This is a genomic window from Rossellomorea marisflavi, assembly GCF_001274775.1.
GTDB classification, from domain to species: Bacteria; Bacillota; Bacilli; order Bacillales; family Bacillaceae_B; genus Rossellomorea; species Rossellomorea marisflavi.
Genome location: NZ_LGUE01000005.1, coordinates 1 through 13024 on the forward strand (window position 1 = coordinate 1; position 13024 = coordinate 13024).

12 protein-coding genes and 2 rRNA genes are annotated in these 13024 nt (G+C 49.5%); 12 read left to right on the forward strand and 2 right to left on the reverse strand.

Features of this window, described 5'->3' with window-relative positions; genetic code table 11:
- A 23S ribosomal RNA gene (locus AF331_RS15310) occupies nt 1-2343 on the forward strand; the annotation flags it as partial.
- 310 nt (nt 2344-2653) lie between these two features.
- A 5S ribosomal RNA gene (gene rrf, locus AF331_RS15315) occupies nt 2654-2770 on the forward strand.
- A gap of 64 nt (nt 2771-2834) precedes the next feature.
- Here the strand turns inward: rrf and AF331_RS15320 are convergent.
- On the reverse strand, nt 2835-3479 hold the full coding sequence (locus AF331_RS15320; protein WP_053428986.1) for a hypothetical protein: 645 nt from the start codon (nt 3477-3479) through the stop codon (nt 2835-2837).
- A gap of 93 nt (nt 3480-3572) precedes the next feature.
- On the opposite strand from AF331_RS15320, the gene AF331_RS15325 reads away from it, so the two are divergent.
- The 9 genes from AF331_RS15325 to AF331_RS15365 all read left to right on the forward strand — a co-directional run bounded on the left by AF331_RS15325 (nt 3573) and on the right by AF331_RS15365 (nt 11307).
- Nucleotides 3573-3965, forward strand: a complete 393-nt coding sequence (locus AF331_RS15325) for a hypothetical protein (RefSeq protein WP_053428987.1) — start codon at nt 3573-3575, stop codon at nt 3963-3965.
- A 227-nt stretch (nt 3966-4192) separates the two neighbouring features.
- Nucleotides 4193-5032, forward strand: coding sequence for a tyrosine-type recombinase/integrase (locus tag AF331_RS15330; protein WP_152915668.1), 840 nt, complete (start codon nt 4193-4195; stop codon nt 5030-5032).
- A 70-nt stretch (nt 5033-5102) separates the two neighbouring features.
- The gene (locus AF331_RS15335; RefSeq protein ID WP_053428989.1) at nt 5103-5303 is read left to right on the forward strand and encodes a hypothetical protein; all 201 of its coding nucleotides are present in this window, start codon (nt 5103-5105) and stop codon (nt 5301-5303) included.
- Nucleotides 5304-5454: 151 nt separating this feature from the next.
- Nucleotides 5455-5763, forward strand: a complete 309-nt coding sequence (locus AF331_RS15340; protein ID WP_053429377.1) for a PTS sugar transporter subunit IIB — start codon at nt 5455-5457, stop codon at nt 5761-5763.
- A gap of 16 nt (nt 5764-5779) precedes the next feature.
- Nucleotides 5780-7084: a PTS cellobiose transporter subunit IIC gene (gene celB / locus AF331_RS15345; protein WP_053428990.1), complete on the forward strand. Its 1305-nt coding sequence runs from the start codon at nt 5780-5782 to the stop codon at nt 7082-7084.
- A 33-nt stretch (nt 7085-7117) separates the two neighbouring features.
- A complete protein-coding gene (locus AF331_RS15350; protein WP_048006599.1) occupies nt 7118-7447 on the forward strand; it encodes a PTS lactose/cellobiose transporter subunit IIA in 330 nt (109 codons plus the stop codon).
- On the forward strand, nt 7444-8820 hold the full coding sequence (locus AF331_RS15355; protein WP_053428991.1) for a glycoside hydrolase family 1 protein: 1377 nt from the start codon (nt 7444-7446) through the stop codon (nt 8818-8820). Before AF331_RS15350 ends, AF331_RS15355 begins: the two co-directional genes overlap by 4 nt.
- 32 nt (nt 8821-8852) lie before the next feature.
- On the forward strand, nt 8853-10775 hold the full coding sequence (locus AF331_RS15360; RefSeq protein ID WP_053428992.1) for a BglG family transcription antiterminator: 1923 nt from the start codon (nt 8853-8855) through the stop codon (nt 10773-10775).
- Between the two features lie 79 nt (nt 10776-10854).
- The gene (locus AF331_RS15365) at nt 10855-11307 is read left to right on the forward strand and encodes a ZIP family metal transporter (RefSeq protein ID WP_053428993.1); all 453 of its coding nucleotides are present in this window, start codon (nt 10855-10857) and stop codon (nt 11305-11307) included.
- A 94-nt stretch (nt 11308-11401) separates the two neighbouring features.
- On the opposite strand, the gene AF331_RS15370 is transcribed toward AF331_RS15365, so the two are convergent.
- Entirely contained in the window at nt 11402-11890 is a 489-nt protein-coding gene (locus AF331_RS15370) for a sigma-70 family RNA polymerase sigma factor (protein WP_053428994.1), read from the reverse strand.
- Nucleotides 11891-12183: 293 nt separating this feature from the next.
- Between AF331_RS15370 and AF331_RS15375 the strand changes: the two genes are divergently transcribed.
- Nucleotides 12184-12978, forward strand: a complete 795-nt coding sequence (locus AF331_RS15375) for an SGNH/GDSL hydrolase family protein (RefSeq protein ID WP_053428995.1) — start codon at nt 12184-12186, stop codon at nt 12976-12978.
- Nucleotides 12979-13024: the final 46 nt, after the last annotated feature.

Sequence of the window (13024 nt, forward strand, 5' to 3'; positions counted from 1 at the left end):
GGGTGATGGCGTGCCTTTTGTAGAATGAACCGGCGAGTTACGATCCCATGCAAGGTTAAGTTGAGAAGACGGAGCCGCAGCGAAAGCGAGTCTGAATAGGGCGAATGAGTATGTGGTCGTAGACCCGAAACCAGGTGATCTACCCATGTCCAGGATGAAGTCCAGGTAACACTGGATGGAGGTCCGAACCCACGCACGTTGAAAAGTGCGGGGATGAGGTGTGGGTAGCGGAGAAATTCCAATCGAACCTGGAGATAGCTGGTTCTCTCCGAAATAGCTTTAGGGCTAGCCTCATGTTGTAAGAGTCTTGGAGGTAGAGCACTGTTTGGACTAGGGGCCCTCATCGGGTTACCGAATTCAGACAAACTCCGAATGCCAAAGACTTATCCATGGGAGTCAGACTGCGAGTGATAAGATCCGTAGTCGAAAGGGAAACAGCCCAGACCACCAGCTAAGGTCCCAAAGTATACGTTAAGTGGAAAAGGATGTGGAGTTGCTTAGACAACCAGGATGTTGGCTTAGAAGCAGCCACCATTTAAAGAGTGCGTAATAGCTCACTGGTCGAGTGACTCTGCGCCGAAAATGTACCGGGGCTAAACGTATCACCGAAGCTGTGGATTGACACCGTTTGGTGTCAGTGGTAGGAGAGCGTTCTAAGGACTGCGAAGCTAGACCGTAAGGACTGGTGGAGTGCTTAGAAGTGAGAATGCCGGTATGAGTAGCGAAAGATGGGTGAGAATCCCATCCACCGAATGCCTAAGGTTTCCTGAGGAAGGCTCGTCCGCTCAGGGTTAGTCGGGACCTAAGTCGAGGCCGATAGGCGTAGACGATGGACAACAGGTTGATATTCCTGTACCACCTTTCTTCCATTTGAGCAATGGGGGGACGCAGGAGGATAGGGTAAGCGCACTGCTGGATATGTGCGTCTAAGCAGTTAGGCTGATGATGAGGCAAATCCCATCATCGTGAAGGCTGAGCTGTGATAGCGAGCGAATTATAGTAGCGAAGTTCCTGATTCCACACTGCCAAGAAAAGCCTCTAGCGAGGAAGATGGTGCCCGTACCGCAAACCGACACAGGTAGGCGAGGAGAGAATCCTAAGGTGAGCGAGAGAACTCTCGTTAAGGAACTCGGCAAAATGACCCCGTAACTTCGGGAGAAGGGGTGCTCTGGTAGGGTGCAAGCCCGAGAGAGCCGCAGTGAATAGGCCCAGGCGACTGTTTAGCAAAAACACAGGTCTCTGCGAAGCCGTAAGGCGAAGTATAGGGGCTGACGCCTGCCCGGTGCTGGAAGGTTAAGAGGAGTGCTTAGCGCAAGCGAAGGTGCGAATCGAAGCCCCAGTAAACGGCGGCCGTAACTATAACGGTCCTAAGGTAGCGAAATTCCTTGTCGGGTAAGTTCCGACCCGCACGAAAGGCGTAACGATCTGGGCACTGTCTCAACGAGAGACTCGGTGAAATTATAGTACCTGTGAAGATGCAGGTTACCCGCGACAGGACGGAAAGACCCCGTGGAGCTTTACTGTAGCCTGATATTGAATTTTGGCACAGCTTGTACAGGATAGGTAGGAGCCTTGGAAGCCGGAGCGCTAGCTTCGGTGGAGGCGTCGGTGGGATACTACCCTGGCTGTGTTGACATTCTAACCCGCGCCCCTTATCGGGGTGGGAGACAGTGTCAGGTGGGCAGTTTGACTGGGGCGGTCGCCTCCTAAAGAGTAACGGAGGCGCCCAAAGGTTCCCTCAGAATGGTTGGAAATCATTCGCAGAGTGTAAAGGCACAAGGGAGCTTGACTGCGAGACCTACAAGTCGAGCAGGGACGAAAGTCGGGCTTAGTGATCCGGTGGTTCCGCATGGAAGGGCCATCGCTCAACGGATAAAAGCTACCCCGGGGATAACAGGCTTATCTCCCCCAAGAGTCCACATCGACGGGGAGGTTTGGCACCTCGATGTCGGCTCATCGCATCCTGGGGCTGTAGTCGGTCCCAAGGGTTGGGCTGTTCGCCCATTAAAGCGGTACGCGAGCTGGGTTCAGAACGTCGTGAGACAGTTCGGTCCCTATCCGTCGTGGGCGCAGGAAATTTGAGAGGAGCTGTCCTTAGTACGAGAGGACCGGGATGGACGCACCGCTGGTGTACCAGTTGTCTTGCCAAAGGCATCGCTGGGTAGCTATGTGCGGAAGGGATAAGTGCTGAAAGCATCTAAGCATGAAGCCCCCCTCGAGATGAGATTTCCCATCACTTTATGTGAGTAAGATCCCTGAAAGATGATCAGGTAGATAGGTCAGAGGTGGAAGTGTGGCGACACATGGAGCTGACTGATACTAATCGATCGAGGACTTAACCAAANCAGGTAGATAGGTCAGAGGTGGAAGTGTGGCGACACATGGAGCTGACTGATACTAATCGATCGAGGACTTAACCAAATGAAAAAGCGGAGGCGGCTCGTTCAGAGACGACAAGCATTTCTGAGCCAGCGGTTGACGGTGTTCCTTACCGTCGGCTGATGGATCCGAAATGACCTCGAGTCTCTAGCCGCCGGAGCTGGATTAACAGCGCAGGCGCTTTGCGCCTGCCAGACTGGCCGATACGCCGGTAATGATTGACTATCAACCTTTATCTAGTTTTGAAAGAACAATTCTTTCAATGGAATACCTGTCTGGTGACATTGGCGAAGAGGTCACACCCGTTCCCATGCCGAACACGGAAGTTAAGCTCTTCAGCGCCGATGGTAGTTGGGGGATCTCCCCCTGTGAGAGTAGGACGTCGCCAGGCAATAGAGAGAAAAGCAGCTCATTTGATGGGCTGCTTTTTTTTATGGGTTGAAAGTTTTTGAGTTTTATTGATATACTGCCTTATTATACGTGCTATTGGTTCTATAGACATTTTGAGTATAAGTTTCATCAGCACCACATGGGTTTTGTACTTTAACTTTTTGTTTCACTCGATTGACGTTTCCGTAAATTCCCGGTCTTGACCAAACATCAGGGTTTGCTGTAATAAAAGTACCGAAACCTGGTCCGGCAACAGACACAGAAACATCTACTCCATAACCACTCAGTCCGACTGAAAAGCTTTGAGATGCGCTGCCAAACCAATATCCATCAACTTTATCCCAACTCTTAAAGCTAGGATGATACGAGATGAATGAATCAGTTTTAACTCTGGTTGAAGAAATCGTTTCAAAATAATATCTTGGCGAACACGCACTTGCAGGTGCAACCTCAGACTCGGATAAAATGTTTCCTTTACTGTCAGTAACGTATTTATTTGGAGGTTGAGTGTATTCTGTGACGAGATACCCCTCTTTATTTTTGTACTGGTTGCTCACTTCAGGTGTGAATTTTGTAGTTGGAATAGAAGATTGAACAGTATTTGAAGAACTGTCTTTGGCAAGTGTTGTTCCTGTAAACACAACCCAAAATAACATAGAAGCAAAGGCGGCGAAAAAAAATAGTCGTTTAGTTACTCTTTTTCTTTTCAAAAATATCCCTCTTTTCTCATTTATTTGAATTTGGTGATTATGTTAACATTGGATGTAATTCCAGTCAATGAAATTTCAAAGGAGTGAAATAGAATGAAAAGGAAAATAATTACTTTTTTATTGTTTCTAGGTTCTATTGTTAGTTTAGTAGGATGTACTAGTGATAAAGAAGAATTAAGTATAGGTTCGTATGAGAATGGAGATACGATTAAGTTTTCACAATTTATAACTGAGGAAAAGCCTGTTGAACAATTTAAAACAATTATATCTAATGCTACTACTCCTACAGAGAGCATGGAACGTGATCCAGACTATGTAATGGCTCTTAATAACCGGGAAAAGTCCACTATGGAAATGTTTGTTAGTGTATGGGAGAGTGATTCTGACGAGATTGTTATAAAAAGAGGATTTAATAGTGAGGATTACTTTAGAATTGAGGATCGTAATGATATTCAAAAAATAAAAAAGTTGATCCAGGATGAATAACTTCTTTATTCTTTATAAATTGACCAGTCCTTCAATTATTGGACTGGTTTTTATTAATCTATACAGTTGGTCAAAAAATTGTTTGTAGAGATGAAACGTCACAAACGTTACAACTATTGAATATCAATCATCTACTTCCCTACCCGAACTTCACAGAAGTTGACTTCTTCCTTCCAATTCTCTAGGATTAGACAAAAGAACGTTTTCGCTGTGAAAGGGTGGGTCTCTTGAGAGGAACTTCTGGCAGTACGATTGAAATGTTTTTAGGGTGGCTTGAGAAAGAGGGAAAGTCAGGCAAGACGATTTTGACGTATCAGCAGGAGCTTAAGAAGTTTGATCAGTGGCTGGGGGAGCGCGGGTTGGTCCTTATGGAAATCAGTCATGATGATGTTCAGGAATATATGATTCATTTGGAAGAGCAGGGAAAGAGTCCGATTACGACGGATAAGGTGCTGGGTGTGATCCGGACGCTCACCCGTTTTTTGAAGCGGCCGGATGTGGGTCTTGATATCAGGATCAAGCATGCGCCGAAAAAGGATGAGATTGATGTGCTGACAAAGGAAGAGTGTGAGGGTCTCCTTGCCGAGGTGCGGGAAAGCCGGAATGCCCGCAATGAAGCAATCGTCCTCACTCTTCTTCATACCGGTATACGTGTATCTGAACTGTGCGGTCTCGATTTGACTGATCTGGATCTTGAACGGGGAGTAGTGAGGGTGTCGGACACCCATGGGGATGAGAGGGTGATCCCACTGACCGATGCGTTGAAGTCCTCTCTGACGGCTTACCTGGATGAAGTACAGCCTGTCGGTCCCCTGTTTGTGTCGCGGTCACGTGAACGGTTGACGGAGAGATCGGTTCAATATATGTTGAAGAAATTTCATGTGAATGCCCAGAAATTGCGCCATACCTTTTGTCAGCAGCTTGTGGACCGGGGAGTGAGCCTGGAGGTGGTCTCTAGACTTGCGGGTCACCGGGATATCAATGTGACGCGGCGCTACGTGAAGACAGCGGTGGAAGGTTCCGAGCTTGAGCGTGCCATCAGGGAGACATTTTCCCATGAGGGATGAAGAGCATCATTCTCCTCCGCGGTATGATATAGTAATAGGGAAAATCGATACGTGATGAGAGGTGTCGCTTATGGATAAAGATGAACTGGCAAGGAAACGATGGATGGCGGTTCCGGCCCATATCCGTGAAAAGCTTGAAGGAAATGTATTTTGTCGGACCTGCGGAGTCACGCGGATTATTGACTACATCGTGGACTCGGCGGACTTCAAAGTCTTGTTGATAGGCACCTGCGCTCAATGTGGAGGGCCTGTTAGCCGCGTTATCGATTAAGAAGACAGCACATGCAAGGCGGATGGGAAACCATCCGCCTTTTTATTTGCCACAGAGAATCATTTCCGTTGGGTTGAGGAAAATCAATGCGTGTTTATGAAAGCGCTTTTAAAATATAATCAAAGTACCATTAAAAGAGGGGATGATGACAGTGGTAAGGATTTTATTGGCGTGCTCTGCAGGGATGTCGACCAGCCTGCTTGTATCGAAGATGAAGGAAGCGGCTGAATCCAAGGGGATGGATGCTGAGATATGGGCTGTGGCTCAGGATAAGGCTTTTGTCGATATGGAAAGGGCGGATGTCCTGCTGATCGGCCCGCAGATGAGATTCATGAAGCGGAAATATGAAGAGAAGGCGAAGGATTCCGGCATTCCAGTGGATACAATCGATCCGGTTTCCTACGGGCGTGTCGACGGAAAAGCGGTATTGGAAAAAGCGTTGGATCTTATAAAAAAATGATCAGGGGGGACCTGGGATGAACAAATTCATGCAGGTGTTGGAAAATGTGTTGCTTCCGGTTGCAGATAAACTGAATAATAACCGGTACTTGACGGCGCTCAGGGACGGATTCATGGTGGCCTTGCCGTTGATCATCTTCGGATCGATCTTCGTGGTACTCGCCAATCTTCCATTTTTGGATAAACTCATCGGTAAAGATGCCTATTCGACCTATCAGTCGGCACTAGGCCCTGCTTCTGCCGCGACGCTTACGATCATGGGATTGTTCGTGATCATCGGCATCGGGAGCAAGCTCACCGAACACTACGGGGGCGAAAGTCTTTATGGCGGAGTGGCCGCCCTGGCTGCCTTCCTGATCCTCACACCTCAGACGTTTGAAGGGGTGAACGGAGTCATTCCTACTTCGAGCCTTGGCGCGCAGGGGATGTTCGTAGGGATCCTGACGGCTTTCATAGCAGCGGAGCTCTATAGGTTCTTCACTCAGAGGGGGTGGACGCTGAAGATGCCGAACGGTGTCCCGGATGCCGTGGCCCGTTCGTTCAGCGCTTTGATTCCGATTACCCTGACTCTGAGTACATTCTTGATTGTAAGGGTCATATTTGAATATCTCCCGTACGGCAGTGTGCAGAACTTTGTGTATGATGTGGTGCAGGCACCCCTTACCTCCCTTGGTTCCGGATTGCCGGCAACAATCGTGGCTGTCCTACTGATCCAGGTGTTCTGGTTCTTCGGGCTTCATGGACAGATCATCGTGAATTCTGTTTTTGACCCGATCTGGTATGCTTTGGCCAATGAAAATCTGCAGGCCTTCCAGGCTGGAGAAGAGCTTCCCCATATCGTCAGCAAACAGTTTATCGACTCCTTCATCGTGGGGATGGGAGGGTCGGGTATGACCCTTGCCGTCATTCTCGGTATCTTCATCATCGGTAAGAGCCGTCAGATGAAAGAACTGGGTAAGATCGGGGCACCGGCCGGGCTCTTCAATGTGAATGAGCCGATCATCTTCGGTCTCCCCATCATCATGAATCCCCTTGCCTTCATCCCATGGCTGCTCGCACCGGTGATCGTGGCTGTATTCACGTACTTTGTCATGGCAACGGGAATCGTTCCACCGCCGACGGGGGTCATCGTCCCATGGACGACTCCGACGATCCTGAACGGGGCACTGGCGACGAATTCATGGCAGGGAGGCGTCCTGCAGGCAGTGAACATCTTCATCGTCTTTACCATCTGGTGGCCGTTCCTCAGGATCATGGATAAACAATACTATGAGCTTGAGCGCAGTGGAGAAGGATCATCGGATGTCAATAAGAGTGCATAATGGAATGCGATTTTAAAAAAGGTGGCGAATGTAATGGAACAGCAGCAAGCAGATCTTACGGAAATATCCTTTCAAATCATCCTCTATGCAGGAAACGGAAAGTCATTTGCCATGGAAGCCATACAGGAAGCGAAGCGGAAAGATTTCAAGCGTGCAGATGAACTGATTGTCCAGGCTGGGGAGGAACTGGCGAAAGCCCATGAGTACCAGACCAAGCTCATCCAGCAGGAAGCCATGGGGCAGAGCAATCCGCTCAATGTGCTGCTCATCCATTCGCAGGATCATCTCATGACCTCCATGACCGTCAGGGATCTGGCTGTAGAAATCATCGAAATCTACCGATACAAGGAGTGGGATAAATGAAGAGGGAATTTCCAGAGGGCTTCTGGTGGGGAAGCGCGACGTCCTCCACCCAGCTCGAAGGGGCCGCATCTGAAGGCGGCAAAGGAAAGAATATATGGGATCATTGGTATGAAGTCGAGCCCGGTCGTTTCTTTGACGGAGTGGGTCCTGAACAAACGTCGGGCTTCTATCATCGCTATCGTGAAGACATTGCATTGATGAAGGAAATCGGCCACAATACGTACCGCTTCTCGATCTCGTGGTCACGCCTCATCCCGGGGGGAGAAGGCCCGGTGAACGAAGAGGCGGCCACCTTTTATGGGAATGTCATCGATGAGCTCCTTAAGCAGGGCATCGAGCCCTTCGTCACGCTGTATCATTTCGATATGCCGAAGGAAATGCAGGACCAAGGCGGATTCGAGAACCGTCGTGTGGCCGAGGCGTTTGCACGCTACGCAAAAGTCTGTTTTGAGCGGTACGGTGACCGGGTGAAGAAGTGGTTCACATTCAATGAACCCATTGTGCCAGTCGAGGGCGGCTACCTGTATGATTTCCACTATCCGAACATCGTGGATGGGAAGAAGGCTTCTCAGGTGGCGTATCACACGATGATTGCAAGTGCACTGGCCATCTCGGAATATAGGAAAGTGGGAGACGGCAAGATCGGGATCATCCTCAACCTGACGCCTTCCTATCCGCGGAGTGAGCATCCAGCTGACGTCAAGGCATCCAACATAGCGGATCTTTTCTTCAATCGAAGCTTCCTTGATCCATCGGTTCTTGGGGAATATCCACAGGAACTGATCGACCTGCTTGTTGCCCATGATCATCTTCCGGCTGTGCGTGAAGGGGACCGGGACCTCTTGAAGCAGAACACAATCGACCTCCTTGGAGTGAATTACTATCAGCCTAGGAGGGTGAAGGCGAAAGAGCATCTGCCGAACCCAGAGGCCCCTTTCATGCCTGAATGGTTCTTCGACCACTATGAGATGCCGGGCAGGAAGATGAATCCGTATCGCGGATGGGAAATCTACGAAAAAGGCATTTACGATATCATGATGAATCTGAAAGAAAACTACGGGAATATCGAGTCGTTCGTTTCCGAGAACGGGATGGGCGTCCAGGATGAAGGGCGATTCGAGCAAGATGGCATGATCCATGATGATTACCGGATCGACTTCATCAAGGGCCATCTCGAGTGGCTGCATACAGCCATTGAGGAAGGGTGCCAGGCGAAGGGATATCATCTGTGGACGTTCATGGACAACTGGTCTTGGATGAATGCGTATAAAAATCGTTATGGATTCTATCAGGTGGATCTCGATACAATGGAGAGGAAGCCGAAGAAGAGTGCCCACTGGTTCAAGGAAGTATCGACACAAAATGGATTCTAAGCAGTGGCAAAGGCGGAAGGGAGGGACGGGGCATGAATTCGCGATTCAAACGGATTTTAAAAGAATTGATGGCGGTTGATGGCCTGGTGACGGGGAGTCATCTGGCCGGGGTGTCCCGGGTCTCCTCCCGGACGGTACGGGAAGATGTGAAGCAATTGAATGAGTGCCTCGAGGGGCATGGTGCCGTCATCAGGGCGGTCCGTGGCAGGGGCTATTCACTTGAAGTCGGAGATGAAGCAGCCTTCAGGTCCTTCCTTCAGGAGCTTCTTGAGGTCGGTACGGATATGCCGGTTGCCCCTGAGCAGCGGGTAGGCTATCTTATCAGGCGCTTCCTTCAGACCGAGGGCTACTTGAAGATCCAGGTCCTCGCCGATGAGATCCACGTGAGTTTCTCCACCCTGCAGAATGATCTGAAGGATGTAAAGGATATCCTCAGCCGCTACGATCTTCAGCTTGTCAAAAAGCCGAATTACGGCCTGAAGGTGGAAGGCGAGGAAGTGAACGTCCGGTTCTGTCTCGCCGAATATGTCATCGATCGTACCACGCCGGTCCGCAGGCAGATCCAGACCCTTCCCGATCTGCACGATGAGGAGCGTCTGGCTTTGATCTGGACGGTGGTGGAAAAGTATGTGGATCGCCACGGTCTCCAGATGTCCGATATTGCCATGAACAACCTGGTTATCCACATTGCGATTGCCTGTAAGAGGATGACGTCGGGGAATCTCATCTCCGCCATCACCCTCCAGATGGAGGAAATCCTCAAAGAAAAAGAGTACACCATCGCAGAGAAGATGGTGGAAGAGCTTAATGAAGAGCTTGATGTACGTTTTCCACAGGTGGAAATCGCCTACATCGCCCTTCATTTATTGGGTACGCGCCTTGTGACGGAGCAGCGGCTTGAGGTCGAGTATCTGCAAGATGCAAAAGGTGAAGGGTATGCCACGCTCGTTGATGAGATCCTTCTCGCCGTCGAGCGTGAGTGGAAGATCCGCCTGACGGAAGATGAAGAACTGCGGGCGGCCCTCCTCATCCATCTGAAGCCCGCCATCAACCGATTCCGCTACGGCATGAATATCCGCAATCCCCTTTTGGACGATATCAAGAAAAACTATCCCGTTGCATTCGAGGCAGGGGTCGTGGCCGGAAGGATCATCGATGAAAACATGGAGGTTCAAATCGACGAAAACGAGATCGGTTACTTGGCCCTTCACCTGGGAGCGGCCATGGAACGGCAAAACCTTGCCGGATCGGGGCCAAAGCGCGTCATCATCGTTTGTGCATCCGGTGCAGGGAGCGCCCGTATGATCAAGTATAAGCTCCAATCGAAATTCCGCCATGAAATGGACGTAGTGGCCACCACCGAATACTATCATCTGAAGAACCACAACTTGGATGAGATCGACTTCATCATCTCCTCCATTCCCCTGGAAGAAGACCTCCCCGTACCCGTCATCCATGTAAGAACCATCTTATCAGGAGAAGACTATACCAGGATCCAGTCTCATCTGGATCTCCAGCCGCATTCACATCTGACCTATCTGAGGAGGGATTGCCTGTGGGTGAACGAACAGTATTCCACCAAGGAGGATGTACTCTCCGGACTGACAGACAAACTGGTGAAAAAAGGGCTCGTCGATCCGACCTTTTATGACAGCGTGATGCGACGGGAAGAGATTGCCTCCACCTCTTTTGGGCCCCTATTGGCCGTACCCCATCCCATCTCTCCACAGTGGAACGAGACCTTCCTTGCCATCTGTTCCCTTGAAAAGCCGGTATTATGGAATGGCGAGCCTGTCCAGCTGGTTTGTGTCTTGAATGTAAAAAAAGAAAGCACCGAAGATCTGCAGATGGTCTACGCTTTTTTAACAGACTTGGTGGAGAATCAGGAGCTGGTCCAACGATGTCTCAAGTCGCAGTCTGTGAGTGAGCTGTGGCAGATCCTGACCGGTGTTTGAATGTGCCATCAATCCCTTTTGACCTGACCCGCCCTGAGCGGTATAATCTGGTATGAATGGCTTTAGGGAGAGGATGCACGTGCACGTCGAAGAAGTAAGGAAACATCTCCATGCTTTCAAGGATGATGCCGGCCAGGGAGTGAGCCAAAAGCTCGACCTCGAAAAGGAGGAGCGCCTCCTGAACAGGATGGCCGATCTGGAACCCTGCGATGAGTGTGAATCGGGGCTGATGGAGCTTGGAGAAGAGTATAAGAGATTGAGAGCAAGATTGCCTGAACTTGAAAAATCGGATGTTCGTTCACATAGGAAAGTGCTGAACAAGCTGCTGAATCATGTCCACAAGGTTCACAAGGTGGTGCCCCAAAACTACTATATCGGTGTATTCATGCCCCTTGGTCTGACCTTCGGTATGCTTATCGGCCTGGGATTCCTCGAGAATATGGTGTATGGGTTCACCTTGGGGATTTCAATTGGCATCGCCATCGGTGCCGGACTTGATGCGAAAAGCAAAAAAGATGGATTGACGTTTTAAGAAGAAGGATGACGATTGTGGTCATCCTTCTTTTTGGTTCTATTAAACGAGTGTTTGAGAGAATGATCACCGGTTTATCAACAGGTTATCCACTTTAAACAAACGTTTGATTAAGAATGGCCTGCCGGATCCTTTCCTTTGCCCCTTTTCGCCACTTCTTCACAGCCTCGGGCGACACACCTTCCAGCTCGGCGATTTCGCTGATCGAGAGCATGTGGAGAGAATGAGAGATGACCCACTTCGTTTGATTGGGTGTAAGATTCCCGCAGTAGGAGAGGAGGGTTTCCAACGCGAGGGTTTCCAGGTCGTCACCGCCTGCTTCCGTTGCTCCTTCCTCCAGTTCGACTCCGCGCTCTTCTTCCCTCACTTCCCTCTTCAACTCAGTCAGGATCCGTCCCCTGATATACGAATATGCGAAGGACGTGAATGTTCCTTTGGATGAGTCGAATTTTCCGTATGCCTCCCAGAGGGCGATCAAGCCGGTCTGGTAATAGTCATGATGATTCTTGTAGATGCGCAGGGTGTGGATGATTTTGTGGATCATCTGGCTGTACTGTTCATGGACGAGTTCAAATGGTTCCATTTCCTATTCCTTTTGAGCAGGCGCCGCTCTGTTTTCCCGGTATATCCACAGTAAGGGAGAAAAGGATGGGTGGCAAAAGACCCAATCAGCTCTGCATCAGGGGATAAAGCTGCTTGGACCTGTGGATAACGGAAGTTTCTTTTAAGAAAACCTAAAGTTTTCTGTTAATTTAAGAAAAATGAAAATTGATCTATGAATTTGTCAGAATTTATAGTGTGACCATCTACAAAGATATACAAATATTGCCACTTCTTTTCGTTATGATAGAGTTCATAGATTGGAGGGACGAGTGAATGAGAATAGGATTGGTCATGTTGGGTCTACTAACCTCATCGGTTGTGATCGGAGGCAAGTACCACTGGGAAGGAGAGGTGAGGGAAGTGCAGGCTTCGGCCTACGCGTCCCATCAGGAAGTGCTGGAAGGAGAGAAGGTGGAAGCAGAGAAGAAGGCAGAAAACGAAAGGTACCGGCTGCAGGTGTTGGACCGGATCAATGGATTGCCCCGTGATGTACAACCGCTCTTCAGGGAAAAAGCGGCTCAAGGGAAGCCCGTACGCATGATGATCGCCGGGTCATCGTCCACATCGGACGAACCAGGAGCCTGGCCGGTTACGGTGAAAAAGGCACTGACGAAAGAGTATGGAGATGGGCTCCTATCCGTCTCCGTCCATGAAATCGGAGGAAAGACATCGGGGCAGGTGAGGAAGGAAGGACTTCATCTTCCACTGGCAAAAGAAAAGCCGGATCTCCTCGTTTTGGAACCATTTCTTCTGGCGGATAATAGTCACATCGATATGAAGGAAAGGCTGAAGAATCTCTCTTCCATCTTAGATGCGTTCAAGAAGGAGAATCCTGATATCGTGATTCTTCTGCAGCCCTCCAACCCAATCCCCGATGCTCACTACTATCCATTGGAAGAGAAGAAGCTGAAGGAGTATGCCAAGGATCATCACTATCCATACATAGATCATTGGAAGGCCTGGAAGGACGTTGAATCCCAGGTGACAAAGAAGGAACTGCCGAATAAAGAAGGGAATGAAGTGTGGGCGTCATTCATGGTGGATTATTTTGTGGATAAATCCAATTGAACCTGGCATGCGCCGGGTTTATTTTTTTTGCTTAAGGTAGATCTTT